Source organism: Ruegeria sp. YTSC002 (assembly GCF_059609845.1).
This window is the reverse complement of the sequence record NZ_JBXWML010000015.1, coordinates 1-18301: the sequence shown is the minus strand read 5'-3', so window position 1 is coordinate 18301 and position 18301 is coordinate 1. Positions and strand designations below refer to the sequence as shown.

Here is an 18301-nt window from a genome sequence, read left to right as displayed (position 1 = left end):
GCGTCAGGCCCGGTCGAACGCGGGTGGTTCACGCATGGCCTCACGCTGCGGAAGGTCCAGATCAACGCCGCCCAGAGGCGCGACCCGCGCACGTATCGCCGCGGCAAGATCGTGGGAGGGCTTCGCTTCGCCGACGACGTGGCGCAAGATCTCGCGCGCCTCCTCTTCCATTGAACGGCCATGTTCGGCTGCGCGGATGCGAAGGCGGCGCTTCACGTCATCGTCAAGGTTCCGGATGGTAATGCTTGCCATGATGTCCTCCTGAGAGGAGTGTAATCATCGCAATCAATGCGATCAAGCGCAAACGCGTTCATGTTGTGACAAGACGGGAGAGGTTACCGTCCGATAGTGCTCAATGCGCACCCTTCCAAACATCCCTCAGCTGGTCACTTCTGATTTTAAGATACCAGGCACCCACACCTGTTCGACCCCACGTCTTCCGTCTTTCCGACCAAGCTGCACCACGACATCGATGCTGGAGGCGGCATAGCGCCTTACCTCCTCAAAACTCATATTGATGCCCACCGACATGACCATGAGGGCAAGGCGGTCGAGCGCCTTCTGCGCGGTATCGGCGTGAATTGTGGTGAAAGAGCCTGAATGGCCGGTGTTGATCGCGTCGAGGAAGGTCTTGCACTCATCGCCGCGCAATTCGCCAAGAATTATCCGGTCAGGACGCATGCGCAAAGAGGTCTCCAGCAATTTGGCCGCGGTGCGTTCACTTGAGGGGATACGGTCAGCCTTGAGCATCGCGCGATTGGGCTGTGGAGGAAAGAGCTCGAATGCGTCCTCGATGGTCACGATACGTTCCGCCTCGGTCACCAGCGCGAGAAGTGCCCGGGCAAAAGTCGTTTTGCCCGTGGACGTCCCGCCGCTGATCATGATGTTCAACCGCTCATCGATGCAGAGTTTCATGGCGGCTCGAATATCCCCCGCCTGCGTCAGTGCGATCACCCGTTCGGCTTTTGCCTGTCGTTCGGCATCCAAATCCACCAGTCCACCGTGCAGCAGACCGATGTCGCCCAAGGTGAGTTGGTCTTCACTATAGCGGCGCAAAGTGATCGAGGGCCCGCCATCCACGACGGGCGGATAGACGACCTGTGCCCGGATCGGCTTGCCATTCATCTCAATCTTGCCGGAGACGAGTGGCTTTTTCTCGCTGATCTGTCCGTGGGTCGCGCTGGCAATGGATGTTGCAAGGTCCCGAGCTTGGGAAGGGGAGTAGAACACGCCCTCGAGGCCGACCATATGCACAGCCCCCCGGGTTTCCACCCAGACCTTTCCGTCGGGATTAATTGCTATTTCGACCACGCAGGGATCGGAGAGCGGTGCAGCCAGAGGTTTTAGATAGGTCGAAAGAAAACTGGTCTTTTCTGCCGCCTGGTTCATCAATAGAACTCGAGATCACGATCGACGATCACACTGATCGCAGCACCTGGCTGGACCGAGATAACCGGAGGCAGGGTGGCATATTCGCCGATCACCGCATTGGTGGCCTGCGAAAAACTGCCCGCGACATCCTCGGCAATTTCTGATCCGGTCTCGGAGCTGGCCTCGGATGCGGCGATTGCCGGTCCTGCGCCGATGATCGAGAGCAATGCAGCTGTGCCAAAGCGCAGCCCAAAGCGGGAGTTCACGGAGCCCGTCACGCCCGAGCGGCCCTGATCGTCCGCGCCAAATGCGGCGAGCTGAACCGATTGCCCCTCGGGTGTGACGATGCGTGACCAGCCAACCAGAATGCGGGCCTGGCCCAAAGAGACATTCGAATTGTAGGTCCCGAAGAGGCGGGAGCCTTCGGGAATGAGAACGCGGGACTGATCGAAACTCCAGACCGGGTAGTTCACGATGGCGGTAATCTGTCCGGGCAATGTGGATTCGATGGCGGTTTCCAGTGACGCTTGAATGAGCGTGCCCTGCAGAACCGTATTGGAAGGATTGGCGATTACCTCCGCTGTCGCGACCTGAACGGGCTGGGCACCGTCCAACACGAAGGCGCGCGCCGCCGCATCTCCGACCGCAGGTTCCCTCTCAGGGTCAGATGCCGGACTGCCCGTCAGGCCGCCCGCATCAAAGATCACCCCTTCGGACCGGATTTGTGTGTTGCGCAGCGCCGCCGCCTCGGCACGCCGACGGTCCAGTTCAGCCTGTCGCGCGGCTTCCTCGGCGGCGAGCTGATCCCTCTCGGTTTGCGCGCGTAGAGCGTCACTCATACCGTCATCGATCTGCTGTTGCAGGGCGTCGTTCTGGCGCTGCAGTCCGAGCATTTGCTCCATCAACTGCTCCATCCGGCCATCGGCAACACGCGCGCGTGCGGCAACCTCATCAGCGATACGCTTTTGCGCTTCAAGATCGGCTTCTGCCAACCGGGTGTCCATCTCGCTTTGCATCTGGGCGATAAGCGCCGTGTTCTGTTCCTGGACCGAGCGCAGCGCTTCGGCCAGCTCGGCGGAATTGTCGGGGGCAGGGGCCTCGGCCAGTCTTGCCAACTGGGCTTGTAGGGCGACCACGTCGCTCGCAAGCTTGGCGTTCTGTTCCTCGAGAGCTTGGCGCTGCGCCGCGAGTTCATCCTCGATTGGTCCGGGATCGAACCTCGGCTCCGATCTTTGTTCGGTCGGTTCAGCGTCGGCTGTCATGCGGCCAAACCCGTCACCGTCGACCTGATCCTGAAAGTCGTCGGCTTTCGATGTTTCAACGGCAGAAGTGATGCCGCTGCCTTGCACAAGCGGGTAGGCAATGATGGCGGTCCCTGCCAGAAGCAACGCACCCAAACCAAGCCTGAGCCCGAGAGATGCGCGCCGCTTGGGTGCGAAGCTGTATTCCTTTTCCCCGGTTTTCTCGTCGCTCATGATCAGAACTCCCGTCCACGCAGGGCGGCCACGGCAGCAGCCTCGGTCGTGAACCCACCAGTTTCCCGGGTAATGCAGATATGATCGTCGCCCATTCGGATCGTGTAGGCGTCCCGCACGCCGGTGACCCGCACGACCGCACCTTGCGTCTGGCTGTTCTGGGTGATCTCGTAGCCTTGGGCGTTCAAGCCGAAGATCGAGGGCCGCACGCCGGGCCGGAATTCAAAGAAGGTCGAGCGCCCATCATTCCAGACCCGCACCGGGCGGATCGCACCGCTGCCCGCGAACTGATAGCCGGTATCTCGGCCTCCAGCCGCAAGCTGGCGCCCGGCGGGTCGCTCGTCGGGAAAGTTTACGACGACCCGGAAAGACTGTGTCCGCGAGCGTCCCTCTGTCAGATAGAAGGCGACAGCGCGGCGGTTGGTAAAGATCGTCAGGTTTGTCGCGGCCCGAGCCTCGACAGGCTTGATCGAGATCGTATTGCGGTTTGACAGAACCTCCACTTCATAGGACGCGGAGTCACCGATCAGGACTTGATTGATCCGTTCGCCGGGACCGAATTCGATTGACGTGTTTACCCGAAGGTGGGTGTCGATCCGGATCACATCCGTAGGGTTGAAGGTCACGTGGCGAACGCGGGCGTCCTGACCCATGGTGACCGGTGCGCGCTCGGCCAAGGCGGGCGTTCCGAGCAACCCGCCGACCGTTGCGATGGCAATTATGAAGGTTTTCATGAACTATTCTCGTGTCAGTGTTTCGGCATCGACCCGGTAAGCGGTCACCGAGAAGCCAAGGGGATTTTCCCAAACGCGTGTCAGGGAGCGTTCGCGGCGGGGGGCAAATTCAAACCCGACGGTGGCAATGAATGTTTGCGTGACGGGGGTTTGGTTGGGTCGGGTGAGGCGTTTGTCGAACCGGATCTGGGCCACTTCGTCCTGCAGGAAGGTGATCGCCCGCACGCGGACATCGACCTGCGCATTCGCGCCGTAGCTGCGCGGTGGATAATTCTCGGCCCCCGTAGTCCAGAGTTCTATCAGCGAGGCGCGGGCTGGCCCGCTGGAGCGCCGCTGGACACTTTCGAGCCGTTCCTGAATGCCGTTCCTGAAATAGCTTTCGCGGTCGCTGATATAGCTGACAAGCAGGGACTCCTTGATCGCTTCCTCATCGGTGATACCGGTTGGCTGAACCTGGTAGATGCGTTCTGCTGCACCCGACGTGCTGTCGACGAGGACGGTAAACACTTCGGTTTCGCGCAGGGGCAACATAACCGTAATGGTCAGGGCCAACAGCACGGATACGGCGCAGGAACAGCCCGCAACGATCCATGCGGCGCGCGCTGCCCGGCGCGGACCCATCACCAAATCGATATCGAAATCACTCATGACTATCCCTTCTTCATCTTTCCGGCGAGCTTGACCGCACCGCCCGCATAGCTCCCGGCACGGGCCGCGCTGGACGATCGGTCGGAGACGCCTTGTCCCTGAAGTCCTGCGTTGAAGCCCCGTCGTATGTCATCTCCGCCCCGGATCGCGGCACCGGTATTGCGCCATGCGTTCCCGGGCATCCGCGCGGCATTTGCACCGATCGAGGCGAGGCCGATGTTCGTGGCGGCAAGCCCTTGCGCGAAAGTTGGCACGAGCAACATCAGGCCGGCGCCGATCATCATCACCACGACGAACGAAATCGCGTCCCCGAGTGTTTCGACGCTGTCGAGGCTCCCCGGCGCGACGGCGTTGCCAGTGGCAATGGTAAATCCTGCCATGGCAGCCACGAACAGCGGCACAAAGGAAAAACCGATGGCGAGTTTGACCCAGGCCTCGAACAGCGGCGCGGATTGTTTGAACAAGGTGCAGGCCACGGCCACAGGTGCGATAGCGATCAATACCGCCAACATGATCTTGGCAGCCGACAGAACGATGATGGTGATCGTCGCCATGGCGGCGGCCACAAGAAACATGACCACGCTGGTCATGGCACCGGCCAGCCAGCCTCCATTCTGGCTGATCGCCTGTCCGACATTCAGGGCTTGGGAGTAGAGATCGTCGATTCCATCATAAAGGTTCCCAACTGTGCCGCCTGACAGTGAGTTCAGTATCCCCGCGCCGAGCTCCGCCGGGGCATTTGTCAAAGCGTCATAGGGGACAGAGAGGTTCGCGAAGGTCAGGAACACGTTCACCAACGCCAAACGCAGACCAAGGGCGACGATCGTTGCACGCGTAAGTTCAACGCTTTGGATCAGCAAATTAGCACCAACGAGGATCGTTACTAATACGGACGCTGCTCGCACCACGGGGCGCACAGCTGCAACGGTGTTGTCATAGGTATCAGCTGCGACACCTGCCACAGTCGCGTCGACCATGGTCAATACGTCCGCGATGATCGCCATTACGCGCCACAGCTTTCTTCGCGAAAGGTTGCATACCGTTGATCAATGATATTCCAATCAGCGTTTCGATACCGGCGCATGGTATTGAAATCCGCCGCTGTGAGCGCATGCGCAGGCTTGTCGACCCGTTCTGTTGTGAACGCATCGAGCGACCCGAGATCATAGATGCAGCCGCAGAAGCCATGCGACATTGCAAGCTCTCTCAGGTCGGTGCCGAAGCCCCATCGAACCGCTCCACGGAAAATCTCGTTGCCGAAAAACTCAGTGTCCGGATAGCTGAAGGTGCAGGTTTGCGGCTTCGGGAACATCAAGAGCCCTCTTGCCTGTACCTCGCGCATGAGATCGAGGAGGCGCTCTTCCTCCCCATTTTCGGTGGCAGTGACGACCTCCCCGAGCAACGTATCGTCGGGCAGGTCTTGCAAGTCTTCCGCCCAGGCACTGCCTGCTAGGGCGATGAAAACTGCAAGTGCTTTGAGTGATGTATTCAAGGGTCAGTCCTCGGCGCCGGAAAAATCAAAGAAGGAGCGTGTGCGGGCCTGCTCGGCCGCGAAATCAATGCCGTTTTGACCTTGCGCCAAGCCTTGGGCGGCATTCAGGCGCCACATCTGGCCCAGCATGTAATTCGTCTCTGCGGCCATACGCGTGTTGAGATCGATCGATTCCTTGAGCGTTTCCTGTTCGCCAATCGCTTCCACCAGCCCATCGATACGCTCGATGCTCTGGGCGGCTTCCTCGTAGGAAATTTGGGCTTGCCCGATAACCATGGCATTGGCAGCCGCCAGATCGGCTATGGCAGCGCCTTGCGGGTTCCCGGCGTCGTTCAGCTCGGTGAGTTTTTCCGAGGTGAACCCCGCACTGGCCATGGTCTCGCGCATGGCATCTGCGGCGCGGCGCTCACCCATGGTGACGTCGCCATCGAGCAGATCGTCCAGCAGGCTGTCAAAATCCCCGAGTGACAGGTTGTCCATGAAACCCGATAGATCGGTGATCTTCTGGGCGCGGGCACGCAGGTCCTCCACATCGTTGTAGAGGGCTGCGATTTCATTCAGGCCGGTAATTGAACCCAGGACGTCATCAAGAAGGCCCTGAATATCAGTGAGGCGTTCGATCTGGGTACGCAATTCCTCGATTTGCTGGAGCTGGTTTTCCGCATCGCGCAGCGCGGCCTGCAGCTGCTCGATATTCTGCGCGAGGTTCGATCCATCGATCACAGGCACACCCTGAGCGAAGGCAGGGGGCGGGTGTGCCGCCATGAGAGTGCCCGCGACAATAATTGCGGCAATGCGGGTGTCAGCCCTCATCGGAATACCTCCAGAAAGTGGATTGCTCTAAGTGATCGGCGGCCTCGGTCAAACCTTGTGCCGCTTCGACTTTCACGTGGGCCGCGCGCAGACGCAGCGTCAGCGCCATGAGCCGCGCCCGTTCAGCAAGCATATAGGTGGAGCGGTCCAGCGCCTCTTTTGCGTTACGGGGCGGATCTTCACGCAAAAGCGCCGCGATCCTCGTCATGGCCTGATCGATCTGGGTGCCCATGTAGGCGCCATAGCCGACCGAGGCATCCGCCCAGTTGCCCCAGGCGGCCGAGGCACCATCGAAGCCCGCCAGTGACCCCGTCATGTCGACGCCGGTGATGGTGCCAAGATAGTCGTTGTAATAGCCGTTGATGCGCCGGACGTAGGTCTGGGTTTCCTCGAAAGGAGGCACACCACCATATTCGAGAACACGGCCGGGGCCTGCATTATAGGCCGCCAGAGCGTGATCAATCCGACCGAAGCGGTTCAGTTGCGTGAGAATGTAGCGTGCGCCACCGTCCAGGTTTTCCCAAGGATCATACGGGTTCACACCGAGATCCGATGCTGTGCCCGGCATCAGCTGGCAAAAACCGCGCGCACCCACGTGGGAGACGGCTGCATTGTTGAAACGACTTTCCTGCTTGATCAGTGACTGAAACAGGATACGCCATGTCAGTGGCGTCAGACCGGCGGCCGCAACACCGGGATGACCCTCATAGCGCCGCGCCACCGTGATGATCATGCGCTCCACGTCGCTTGGCTCACCGAAGAGGCGATCGGCATCAGGATGATCTTCCTGGGCTGGGTAAGTCTCTGCAGCGCTCGCCCAGCCGGGCCCACCAGCCTCGAACCCACTCAGGTCGGTGACACCGGTGGTCTCCGCAAGGAAACGCTCATAGGCTTCAAGCTGCTCTTGATAGATATCCGCTTGTTCCTGGCGGGCGTCGCGCTTCTGGCCCTGCCGCAAGGCGTCGCGTGCGAGCTCTTCGACGCGAGACACAGCGCGGGCAAGGTTGGAGCCATCGATCACTGGCACGCCCTGCGCGGAGGCAAGCGAGCCAAGACCCAAGGCCAACGGAATCGCCATTCTAGAAGCTCTGGAAATCACAATGCGCATTCCGTGAAACAAGGTCGGGAGCAGGGGCCGAGAACGCCATAACGGGCCGCTCAAAACAGGGCGATCGCACGCCTGTTGATGCACCTTCGCAAGCGCTCAGGACCGTCATGGCGACCAACAGAAAAAATCGTGCTTTCACATCATGTCCTTCCAGAATTCTTCTTTCTTGCGCCAATCGGCAGGCGCCTTTTCCTCGCCGGTCTTGCCGCCACCAAGAACAGTAACCAGACCGCCCAAGCCTGCGAGATCGGTATTGACGAACACGCTGTCGGCGCCGGAACGGATCAATGCCAGCCGCAACCCGGCTGTCGGGCTGGAAAGAAAATCCGCCTCGCGCGCGTTCAGGCGCAGGATGCTGTAATCCTCCGGATTTGCCCGTGGATTGGGAAACAGGATCTGGGTTGCCACACTTTCCGCGATGATCTGGCCGACCGAACTTTGGTCCAGATGACCCGGTGTCTGGGTCAACATCATCACCACGCAGTTGCGCTTGCGCATGGTAACCAGCCAGTCATGGAGACGCTTGACGAAGATATCGTCAGCCAACATCTTCCACGCCTCGTCGATCACAATGATTGTTGGTCTGCGATCCTCGATCACGCGCTCGATACGGCGGAAGAGATAGGCGAGCAGGGCTGAGCGTTCTGCGTCCTGGTCCAGAAGTTCGGTCATGTCGAGACCAAGGACATCCTCGCCAATGGCTATCGCCTGGGCACTAGGCCTTGAGAAAAGCCAACCGTACCGGCCGACTTCTGTCCATTCCCGCACGCGGGACACCAGGTCGCCATCATCATCAGTGGAGGCCACGAGACTTGCCAAACCGTCGAAGGTTCTGAGGCCCGGCTCCGCAGCGGCAATCTGACGAACCGCCTCGTTCAGTGCTGCGGTCTGGACCGTCTCAAATGGACGGTGACGGGCCAGAATGTCGCCGAGCCAATCTGTCAGCCAGGCGGCCCCCCGCGCATCGGTCTCCGTGGTCATCGGGTTAAAGCCGGTGGGCTGGCCCACCTTGATTTCGCTGTAGCTGCCACCCAAAGCGCGGATCGCCATCTCCAACCCCTGATCCTTGTCGAAAACGATGACCCGCGCACCCACTCTGCGGGCCTGCGCCATGAGAAAAGCCGTGCCGAGTGTCTTGCCGGATCCGGTGCGGCCCAGAACAAGCGTGTGCCCGACGCTTGGCTCATCGGTCCGGCGCCCCGGTTCGTGAAAGTTGAACCGGTAGAGGCTGGAGGTCACGGTCGGGAAGGCCGTGATCGTCTTGCCCCATGGGCTGGCCTCGGGTCCGCGCCCCGGCCTTGTCTTGTGAAACGCTGCAAGTTCCGCGAAATTGTGCGACGAAACGATCCCGTCACGGATCCGGTAGGCCCAGTTTCCCGGCGCTTGCGCGAAATAGAGCGCCTTTGCGGCCCAGGATTCCCTTACCAGAACGGCACCGGTCTCTTGCCCCGCCCGCCAGATCTCGGAAGCTGCCTGTTCCAGTTCCTCGGCGCTGTCACAGAAAACCTGTACGGAGGCATGGTGTGTCCCAAAGGTCGACCGGCCGGATGCCACGGCGTCGGCGGCTTCGATCAATTGCTCTGTCAGGCTGACACCAGCATCCTCGGAGGCACCCCGCTGGCGAAAGGTGCGTTGAATGCGCTCAACCATCTCATTGGCGCGCCGCGGCGTGAAAGAGTTGGTGATCGTGATGTCATAGGGCAGTTCCAACGCGTCAAGCATGGTTGGCCAGGTGCGACTGGGATAGGATTTTATCCCGAAAATCGCGCCGTATCGTGCGCTGTCGCCGCTTTCCAGCCGCATGGTTTTGCCTTGAAAGCTGACGTCGAAATTGCTCATCGTGTCAGCCAACAGTTGCCCGGGGGCCGCGATGATCTTGCCGTAGCTCTGTCCGTGTACCGCGGCCAACACTGCAAGCCAGTCCCCGCTCGAGACTGTCAGGCGCGCTGCGCCTGCGTCGGAATACATCGCCATGAGCAGCGTCATGGCCTCTTCCAGGGCAACAATTCGCGTATCGATGTCTTTCCGGAAATCGCGGCCCCCGCCTAGGGCACCCAGAACCTTCGAGAAGGCCTGCGGCATCGACGGACGCATCAATACTGTCAGCATCAAGGTGCGGGCTTTCAGGTCACGTGCGCGCAGGCTTCTCTGCCACGCCGCGTCTACCGCATCTGCAAAGGGCATACCGTCAGGCGCAGCAAGGTCCGCGACATCCGGGCGTGATACCTTGTTGATGTGGAAACCGAAACGCTCGCCCAACTGACTGACGATCCGGGCAAAGCCTTCACTGATCTCATCGATCCGGGTGTCATCGCTGGTGAAGCTGTCGATCCCGCCGAGCGTGACCGACGCCATCAGATCACCTTGGCGCGTCAGGATGACATTGTCTCGCACCGCAGCGATGTAGGGTAGGTGCCGCCCAAGACGCTCGGCTTTCAAGACCTTGTCCCCAAGTGCATCCCGAACAGCGTTGCTTGCAATCAACCCCCGAAACTCACGCGACATAGAGATCGCCTCCATCGCGGGATCGCACACTCGTTCGCGGTGTGCGCGACATCACCACGTTCAAAATCTGAAACAGATTTGGATTGCGGTCTGCGACCAGCCAAAGCGGTGGGTAGCCCGCGATGAACACCAGCAGGAACCGCATGTCGTCAACCAGAATGAAAGGGATCACGGATGCGAAGACCAGCGCCACAAAATATCCGATCGGGAGACCGAATATCCGTGGCGGCTTGGTAAGCCCCAGAAAGAGTGGTGTGTCGCGCATGGAGGTCTCTGCGGCCTGTCAGATCAAGGAGCCGCAAAGCCATCGATGATGGTCTCGGCCGAAAAGATCAGCACCACGCCGACAAACACGGCGACGAAGATCGGCCAGTTGAGACGCCCGAAAAACATCATGACACCGGATCCCACGAGAGCGAGCACACCGAGGCCACGACCGATCGGACCCGTCACCGCGTCGATGATGTTATCGATCATGTCAGACACCGGGCTAAGGTCTTGTGCGAGCGCCGGGGCTGCGGCCACTATCAGCAACGCGGCCAATGCCGCCCTGGTATAGTCGATGCGTTTCATGTCTGGTCTCCGATGGATTGGGCATAGACGGCCATGACCTTGCGGACATGGCCTTGGGTTTCGCGGTAGGGGGGAATCCCGCCATGGCGCGCCACGGCTTCGGGGCCGGCGTTGTAGGCCGCGAGCGCAAGCTGCGGCGTGCCGAAACGATCAAGTTGTGTCAGCAAGTAGCGGGCGGATCCATGCAGGTTTTGCTCAGGATCATGCGGATCGACGCCAAGCACGCGTGCAGTGTCCGGCATCAACTGCCCAAGCCCGATTGCGCCGACATGCGACCGCGCGCCTGGATCAAATGCGCTTTCAATAGCGATGTTGGCGCGAAAGAATGCGAGCCAGTCGCGAGAGGACATCCCGGCCCTGCGCAGGGCCGGGTGGTCCGCGTAGACCGACCCCACATCAAGGATCATAGTCTCGACTGCAGGGCGGCCCGATGGGACCCGAGGCGGAGAAAGGCGTGGTGAGTCAAGAGGGACGACCTCAGACCGTGCGACAATGTCGCCTTGCTCGGGTTGGGGTCTTGCAAAGTCGAGAACGCTACTGGTCAGTCGACCAACACGGTCTGGAGCATCGAGATCGATAACGGATTGTGCATAAGTGGAAGGGCCTGAAAGCCCCCAGAGAACGAGGCTAGCCGCTGGTAGGATACCTTGTCGTCTCAAACTCCCACGTGCCTCTCTCACCTTCTCGGAGAGGGCAGCTGAATACCTTTGCGTCGAGCTCCAGGCAGAAGCTCATGAGCCCTGCTGCGGTCTTGAAGACGCGTGGTTTAAGATCCCGGTTGGTCACATAGACCGACCGGTGCACACCGCCTTGACCGTCATTGGAGCAGACGAAAACCGTCCAGCCACCCCTATGCGTGTTGCCGCCCTTTTCCGGGGCTTCAACGCATTCCACCTCGATCCATGCCCCACCCTCGATCGCCTCTTGCATGTGCGATGTTAGGATCACGGGGTATTTTGTTCCTGCCATTTTGCCTCCGAAGGAAAGAAGTTCCTACGGAAGTAACCTGCTTTTGCACCGCTTCAAACAGTGCATGTCACAAGATATGCGGCGACGTATCTGAAAACTCTTTAGATGGTCAATAGATATCTTTTGATTGATTAAGATATTTTTTCAGTGATAGGTCCGACACACGATTCGCCCCCAGATTGTCGGGAGACCACCAGATGTCGCGGTTGCTGGCATGTAGCACATTCATCGCCCTAGCGATCCCAGCAAATGCCGAGACGCTGGCGATGGACTGCGTGTTGCCGTTGCGGCCGGAGCTGGCGGCCTCGCCTGCGCTCCTGAACGAGTACGGCGACGACATCAGAGCCGAGTTCAACACCTACTTCGATGAGGCACAAACCTATCTGAATTGCCTCGCCGCAGCATCAGCTTCCGCGCAGGCCGAAGTCCGTCTTGTGCTTGACGCTTACCAGGAGATGTTCCAATGAAACGACGCGCAAAATATGTCAGCAATTATGACACAATTAACATAAGTCTGATTATACGACAACGCTTTAGCGGCGGCGCTCTGTCATGAGGCGGCTTGTGTCAACTGCCGCGATCATCGCGATCGGTCTTACACAGCTTGCTGCCAAACCTGCCGCCGCACAAGGCTACCAGATCGATTGTGCGATCCTCCTGTGCCTCGCAGGCGGTTGGCCGCCTTCGGTCCCATGTGCCCGCGCGCGCGCGGAGTTTATCCGCCGGATCACGCCCTGGCCCATCGAACCGCCACTGCAAATTTGGCGCTGCCCCATGCGCGCCGCGATGAATACTGCGCCTTGGGCAACGCCAGGCGAACGTCTGTACAATTATGCTTTTGCACAGGCGCCGTTGCAATCCACATCCGACGCACCCTTTACCCTCGCGGCTGTGCCTGGAACCAGCGAAAGAGCCATTTTTCAGCTAAGGTTTGCAGCAGGTGAAATCGCCCCAACGATCCAAGAGGTCGCCGGTGAGATTTCTGATGAAAACGGCATCTCGGACATCGATATTTCAGAACCTGCCTTCGATTTTGTCCGGAGCATAAAGGTCTGGAACGTCATGTATTACAGTCATCGAGAGCGTGGACGCGACGATGATTGCCGGGAAAGCTACAATATCACCTTGGGGACCTACGGGACGCAGGGCGACTTCCGTTGGGACCGGTCCCATCCTTCTGCCGTTCCGTCCTGGGTTATCCCTTCACGACAGTGCAATGCCTCGAGTTGGGTTCGCGCTGTCGGCGTGGAATGGCGCGATTACGAGGGCAACCACGGGTTTGAAGTCGTGCGTTATTGATCCGCCATACTGCGATCACTCGCTGGGCTTCACAGATCGATCGCCAAAATCAATCCATCAACAGAGAGCGACACGCCGACCCTAGAAAAGCAAACCCCCCGCGAGGCGGCAACCAAGCGAGGGGGAATACTAAAGTCCGAGGATAGGTGATCCACAGGACAGATCGTGACAGATCGTTTTTAGCATTCTCCCAACATGCCAATCAAGCAATAAACGCATCTGTGCGAACGATGAATTTTTGCCTGTTGCCGACCTCGCCCAACCGACGAGGACAGACTCATGCACGCATTACAACGACACCCCTTCCCCGCTCTTCCCAGAGGGTTTCAGCGCGGCCACGTTCAGGAATTGATCGTGGAAATCGCACCCTACATCGGCATGAGCGCCAATCTCGCCATGACGCTGGTGTGCATCATCACCCATACAAGACCTCGGGACTGGACAGAGGGGGAAGTCGAGCCAATCTGCTACGCCAAACAGACGACCCTCGCAGCAAAGCTCGGCCGGACGCCCCGGGCTGTACGAGCTGCAGAAACAAAACTCGCGAAAGTGTTTCGCTTCATCGACAAACGCGTGGCCGCCAATGGCGGACGCAGCCGTGCAGGTGGGGCCGGGCTGACGTTATCGCGCCTGATCGAAGTCTTCCCGGCTCTGCTGACATTGCGGGACCAAATGCGTGCCGAAAGAGACCGCATTGAACATCTGGCGCGCCGTCGCAGCGTCCTTTACCGCCATGCCAAGGAAAGCCTTATCGAGCTGACAACCAGACACGGTGCGGTCCCGGCCCTGCAGAGCCTCTGTACATCGTTTCTCGAATGGCCTGCCAGCCGTGATCTTCGCAGCCTCGGGCTCGACGCGTTGGAAGCCCATCTCATCGCCGCCAAAGCGCTATGTTCAAGCCTCGATGCCTATCAAAATCATGGTATTTCTTCCGCTCAAGCGGACGACAACTTCCCCCCTCATATACAAGACTCAAAACAAGATTATCTTGTAGATGAAGGCACATGCGACGAACCAAAGCCCTTGGACGAGCTTCAGGCCGCAGAGGTGCTGGATGCTGCGCCTGACGGCGCCGCAACTTGCAGAGAAAAGCAGCGTGAAGGGGCCGGCCGATTGCGCAACCCCCAAAGTTTCGCATGGTTGACACCCCAACAGCTCTACAGGCTTTGCTCACCTGACATGCAGTTTTACCTTGATGCCGAGCAGCAAGGGCATGAACCTTTGAGCGAGCTGCATTTCAAACTAGCCGCGCGGCGCAGGCTCCCTGAGTTGGGGATCAATAACAGGATCTGGCACGACGCGGTCGAAACCGTTGGAGAGTTTGCCGCAACGCTGTTCCTGATCGTCACCGACGCCAACCGCTTCCATCCGAAAACGCCTGTTGCGAATCCAAGCGGATATCTCCGCGCCATGCTCCGACGTCATCGCATCGGGACGTTGAACCTAGCTGGCAGCTTGATCGGGCTGTCGGAAAGGATGCGTCGTGCTTGAACTGGAACGGCTGACTGGTCAGGGCCAAGTGATTGCTGCAGTGTGCCTTCACCAATCATTTGGCCCAAGGAACAGTATGACTATCGACGAAAGGCTAACATCCAGAGCTTGCTACTTAAAACTCTATCTTTCTTCTGGCGGCGAACTCATAGCTTGACCGAGATCGGTTGGCAGGAACCACTCCCTCCATACATCCTCATAGTTTTTTGGAAGGACCGATAGGCCGTTCCAAAGGAGGAACACATCGACTTTCCTCAAGTGATCGTCCAACTCCCCCTCGAACGTCTTTATGTCGACCAAAGGGATTGACCTCTCTAAGAGGCCCGGCTGTCCAGTTTCAATGAATCGCCGCAGACCATCGCGGTAGTGTCCAATGATCGGACACATCTCGACGTCATCCCAAAAGTCATACCGCACAATTTTCTGTGCGAAGTGTTCGGCGAGGGAGCGCCAGTCGCCATGCTCCGCCCAGTTAAGTTCCGAGTTCTGATAGGTGAACCGCTGGAAAGCCGAAAACAGCTTCGAACGCTTGGCATACCAGCGAAGCGCGATCTGCCCGACGGTCGTGGAGATGTCGTTGCTAGCTGGCAAGTGAATCGTTCTGCTCTTTGCATCACGATAATCGTCAAAACGCGGTACTAGGATCTTGTCGACATAATCATTAAGGCAAACGAAAATGCACTTCTCCCGACTTAGATCGGCGATGACCAACAGGACCGGTAGTCCGACACCCATCCTCTCTACCGTTACAAGTTCAGATGTTTCGAGGCTGAGACTATACACTTCGATTGACGTTGAAGGCTCGTCATCGAGTTGTTCACGACCTTTTTCAACATTGCCTCTACGATGGAGGTTCAGGTTTCCAACGCTCGGGGATTCGGCACTTTTGAGTTGTATAAAAAAGTGCTCTCCAAGCGTCTGAGGATATTGAGCTGACGCATCCTCGAATACCTCCACCGCAAAATCTAAGCCGTAGTCAGGTCTGTATTCGCGGACTACCCAGTTTTCAGGCAAGAGGCGTTTCAGCAGTGCGATTCCCCGCTCATCGATCAAATGTTGAGGAGCTCTTCGCTTTGCTTGATCTGCCATTGGATGCTCTACCTTACTTTTTTGTCTGCTGATCGCTGCGCGGATGAGCTAGGCTCGAATGTCATTAGAGGGCCTAAAAATTCGCGCACCGCTCCCACCTAACCCTCAACAACAGTCCCTACGCCGCCCCAGAAGCGTTGATACTGCGGACCATGGCTCTCTGGCTGTTGGCCCTTTTCAGGCTTTGTCATCATGAGGGGCAGAGGTGCTGGAAGGTCTGGCCCAACGACAATTGCTTCGCCTTGTGTCACTGTACCCTATTTAATCAGATTCTGCGGATTCAGCTCATTTTGGGGCGTTTTTGTACCCTTAATTACAATATTTCCACAGGCTTCACGCCTCAGGATTTGACACCATGGGGTCTGATCCGGGAGGGGGCGGGATAGTACGCTAAGCTGGATTGGTTATCGTTTTGGCCACCTGTACTCGCCTGTCAAGAGAATATGCGCCCATCCGAGCGGTGATATATGCGACAGAAGCTCCGGCTGGCTATCTCGACCATCGTCTATTCTTGCTGTGACTGCACGTCCGAGATGATCCGTATTCCAATAGATGATGACCGCGGCCAATAGATTTAGACCTGCCATCCTGTAATGCTGCCCCTCAGCCGTTCGGTCCCGGATTTCACCTTGCCTGCCAATGCGCAGGGCGTTCTTCAAGGCGTGATGCGCCTCACCTTTGTTCAAACCGATCTGGGCGCGGCGCTGCATGTCGGTGTCCAGCAACCATTCGATAATAAACAGGGTGCGCTCAACGCGGCCGATCTCCCGCAGCGCTACTGCAAGTTCATGCTGGCGCGGGTATGATGCGAACTTCTTAAGCAGTTGGCTGGGAGGCATGATCCCTGCCGCCATCGTCGCAACGGCGCGCAGAATGTCCGGCCAATTTTGGGCAACCAGATTTTCACGGACCTTCCCGCCGATCAGGCCACGAAGCTCTTTGGGGGTTGTTTCAGGATTGAACATATACAGGCGCTTGGATGGCAGATCCCGGATACGCGGGATGAACCGATAGCCCAACAGGGCAGAAACGGCAAAGACATGATCTGTGAATCCGCCGGTGTCGGCATATTGCTCTTTGATCCGCTTGCCCGTTTCGTTCATGAGCAGGCCATCGAGGATGTAGGGTGCTTCGCTCACCGTCGCCGGAATGTTCTGGGTGGCGAATGGCCCGAACTGGTCGGATACGTGGGTATAGGCTTTCAACCCCGGCTCATTGCCGTATTTTGCATTGATCAGGTTCATCGCCTCGCCCTGCCGAGCCGCCGGGAAGAACTGACCATCACTGGATGCGGTGACACCTGCACCCCAGAACTTTGCCATCGGCAATCTGGATTGTGCGTCAATGACTATGGCCAATGCCCGGTTGATGGCGTCGCTTTCGATGTGCCAGCGGGACAGGCGTGACAGTTGGAGGTAATCATGGGTGTTGCTGGCGTCGGCCATCTTGCTCAGGCCGAGATTCAGCCCCTCCGCCAACAGAACATTCAGCAGCCCGATCCTGTCCTTACAAGGCGCCCCTGTTCGCAAATGGGTAAAGGCGTCTATGAATCCAGTGGCCTCATCCACTTCCAGAAGTAGGTCGGTGATACGGATGTCTGGAAGTTGCCGATAGAGATCAAGGACGAGTACTTCCGCCTCGTCAGGCACGGCGGTTGTCAGTCGTTCGATCTTGAGCGCGCCATTCTCGATAGACCCACCGGGGATGGTTCCGTGCCTGGCTGCACGCGCTAAACGGTTCAGGCCGTCGGTGATCCGCACTTTTCGATCTGAAAGCCAAGTGACCGGATCAAGAGGCATTGTTAATCTGGGGATGGCGGGAACGGCTGAGATTGGCACAAGGGCCTGTTTCAAATCAGCGTAGCGCTTTGAATGCCCCAGCCAGATATCTCCGGAACGGAAGGCATCGCGCAGATGAAACAGCACTGCAACCTCCCAGAGGCGATGGTCATCCTCCGGCTGAGCTTTAAGGTGCCGATGCCATTTCGAGTTTTTGCGCAGAAAATCTGTCGGTTTTGCCCGGTCGATTTTTCCACCAATTGACTCAACGGCATTCACCAAGGAAATAGCGACCGGGGCGGCTTTGATATCCAGCGCCTTCAGCATGCGTGGGGCATAGCGCCGAAACCGGCGATGTCCTTGCACGACATGAGCAAGCGGGTCTGCTGCCATGGTGTTGGTCAATTGCGCCGACGTGGCAACCAGCTCCTCCAGGACCGACCATCCAGGTGTGTCCGAAACGGCGGTTTCGAGGGATACACCATCGCTATGTGCGGCGAGCAAGACGGTTCCCAACTCGGTGAAGGAGCGCAGGGTTTGCTGGACAGCGGCCTTTGCGTCGTCAACGCGGACATCACACAACCTCTTGGCATCGCGCCATGTCTTTCCAACGATCCGATCATGGGTTTCGACAACGGCATCAGCGATAGTCGCCTGCCATTCCACTACACAGACCGCCAGAATGGCCAGCCGCCGGTCACTGGAAATGTCCCGTAATCCGTCTGCAAAATACCGTTCACCCTGTCTGCGCAATCGAGCGATCCGATGAGGCGGAACCCCGTCCAGAGTTTCGGTCGGAATACCAAGCGCCTGCAAAAGCTCCAGCCGATCCAGAAGGCGACTGGCCCCGGCCGAGTTCTTTCCGACCTCAAACTGACGCAGCCAGACAAATCGGCTGATCCGCTCATCGACCAGTTCCGTTAGCAATGAATCCAGTTGGGCTTGCTTGGTTTCAC

The 18301-nt window shown here is 58.5% G+C and carries 19 protein-coding genes; 3 read left to right on the top strand and 16 right to left on the bottom strand.

Annotated features, from left to right (window positions below):
• Nucleotides 1–3: 3 nt before the first annotated feature.
• The 14 genes from AC2FFD_RS20095 to AC2FFD_RS20030 all read right to left on the bottom strand — a co-directional run bounded on the left by AC2FFD_RS20095 (nt 4) and on the right by AC2FFD_RS20030 (nt 11688).
• Complete coding sequence (locus AC2FFD_RS20095) at nt 4–252, bottom strand: FitA-like ribbon-helix-helix domain-containing protein (protein ID WP_009819916.1); 249 nt, start codon at nt 250–252, stop codon at nt 4–6.
• Between the two features lie 126 nt (nt 253–378).
• Nucleotides 379–1389: a P-type DNA transfer ATPase VirB11 gene (gene virB11, locus AC2FFD_RS20090; protein WP_496873948.1), complete on the bottom strand. Its 1011-nt coding sequence runs from the start codon at nt 1387–1389 to the stop codon at nt 379–381.
• A complete protein-coding gene (locus AC2FFD_RS20085; protein ID WP_068247307.1) occupies nt 1389–2846 on the bottom strand; it encodes a TraB/TrbI/VirB10 family type IV secretion system protein in 1458 nt (485 codons plus the stop codon). The genes virB11 and AC2FFD_RS20085 overlap by 1 nt, the downstream gene beginning before the upstream one ends.
• Before the next feature lie 2 nt (nt 2847–2848).
• Nucleotides 2849–3580 (bottom strand): TrbG/VirB9 family P-type conjugative transfer protein, encoded by a 732-nt coding sequence (locus AC2FFD_RS20080; protein ID WP_068247310.1) that lies wholly within the window; start codon nt 3578–3580, stop codon nt 2849–2851.
• A 3-nt stretch (nt 3581–3583) separates the two neighbouring features.
• Nucleotides 3584–4228 (bottom strand): VirB8 family type IV secretion system protein, encoded by a 645-nt coding sequence (locus tag AC2FFD_RS20075; protein WP_068247313.1) that lies wholly within the window; start codon nt 4226–4228, stop codon nt 3584–3586.
• A 2-nt stretch (nt 4229–4230) separates the two neighbouring features.
• Nucleotides 4231–5232 (bottom strand): TrbL/VirB6 family protein, encoded by a 1002-nt coding sequence (locus AC2FFD_RS20070; RefSeq protein ID WP_068247316.1) that lies wholly within the window; start codon nt 5230–5232, stop codon nt 4231–4233.
• A complete protein-coding gene (locus tag AC2FFD_RS20065) occupies nt 5232–5720 on the bottom strand; it encodes a hypothetical protein (protein ID WP_131811224.1) in 489 nt (162 codons plus the stop codon). The genes AC2FFD_RS20070 and AC2FFD_RS20065 overlap by 1 nt, the downstream gene beginning before the upstream one ends.
• Nucleotides 5721–5723: 3 nt before the next feature.
• Nucleotides 5724–6443: a type IV secretion system protein gene (locus tag AC2FFD_RS20060; RefSeq protein ID WP_496873947.1), complete on the bottom strand. Its 720-nt coding sequence runs from the start codon at nt 6441–6443 to the stop codon at nt 5724–5726.
• Between the two features lie 79 nt (nt 6444–6522).
• Nucleotides 6523–7611, bottom strand: a complete 1089-nt coding sequence (locus tag AC2FFD_RS20055) for a lytic transglycosylase domain-containing protein (protein ID WP_068247324.1) — start codon at nt 7609–7611, stop codon at nt 6523–6525.
• A 165-nt stretch (nt 7612–7776) separates the two neighbouring features.
• Nucleotides 7777–10146 (bottom strand): VirB4 family type IV secretion system protein, encoded by a 2370-nt coding sequence (locus AC2FFD_RS20050; protein ID WP_068247328.1) that lies wholly within the window; start codon nt 10144–10146, stop codon nt 7777–7779.
• The gene (locus AC2FFD_RS20045; RefSeq protein ID WP_068247331.1) at nt 10136–10411 is read right to left on the bottom strand and encodes a VirB3 family type IV secretion system protein; all 276 of its coding nucleotides are present in this window, start codon (nt 10409–10411) and stop codon (nt 10136–10138) included. Before AC2FFD_RS20045 ends, AC2FFD_RS20050 begins: the two co-directional genes overlap by 11 nt.
• Nucleotides 10412–10434: 23 nt before the next feature.
• Complete coding sequence (locus tag AC2FFD_RS20040; RefSeq protein ID WP_037239483.1) at nt 10435–10719, bottom strand: TrbC/VirB2 family protein; 285 nt, start codon at nt 10717–10719, stop codon at nt 10435–10437.
• Entirely contained in the window at nt 10716–11264 is a 549-nt protein-coding gene (locus AC2FFD_RS20035) for a lytic transglycosylase domain-containing protein (RefSeq protein WP_408646201.1), read from the bottom strand. Before AC2FFD_RS20035 ends, AC2FFD_RS20040 begins: the two co-directional genes overlap by 4 nt.
• 82 nt (nt 11265–11346) lie before the next feature.
• On the bottom strand, nt 11347–11688 hold the full coding sequence (locus AC2FFD_RS20030; protein ID WP_009819929.1) for a hypothetical protein: 342 nt from the start codon (nt 11686–11688) through the stop codon (nt 11347–11349).
• A 197-nt stretch (nt 11689–11885) separates the two neighbouring features.
• On the opposite strand from AC2FFD_RS20030, the gene AC2FFD_RS20025 reads away from it, so the two are divergent.
• The 3 genes from AC2FFD_RS20025 (at nt 11886) to repC (ending at nt 14478) form a co-directional block, all read left to right on the top strand.
• A complete protein-coding gene (locus AC2FFD_RS20025) occupies nt 11886–12155 on the top strand; it encodes a hypothetical protein (protein WP_068247338.1) in 270 nt (89 codons plus the stop codon).
• Nucleotides 12156–12252: 97 nt separating this feature from the next.
• Nucleotides 12253–12987, top strand: coding sequence for a hypothetical protein (locus AC2FFD_RS20020; RefSeq protein ID WP_496873946.1), 735 nt, complete (start codon nt 12253–12255; stop codon nt 12985–12987).
• 279 nt (nt 12988–13266) lie between these two features.
• Nucleotides 13267–14478 (top strand): replication initiation protein RepC, encoded by a 1212-nt coding sequence (repC, locus tag AC2FFD_RS20015; protein ID WP_496873945.1) that lies wholly within the window; start codon nt 13267–13269, stop codon nt 14476–14478.
• A 123-nt stretch (nt 14479–14601) separates the two neighbouring features.
• Here the strand turns inward: repC and AC2FFD_RS20010 are convergent, their stop codons facing one another.
• Both AC2FFD_RS20010 and AC2FFD_RS20005 read right to left on the bottom strand, forming a co-directional pair.
• A complete protein-coding gene (locus AC2FFD_RS20010) occupies nt 14602–15567 on the bottom strand; it encodes a DUF4365 domain-containing protein (protein ID WP_496873944.1) in 966 nt (321 codons plus the stop codon).
• Nucleotides 15568–15971: 404 nt separating this feature from the next.
• Nucleotides 15972–18301 (bottom strand): Tn3 family transposase (locus AC2FFD_RS20005; protein WP_496873943.1); only part of this gene is annotated, 2330 nt, incomplete at its 5' end.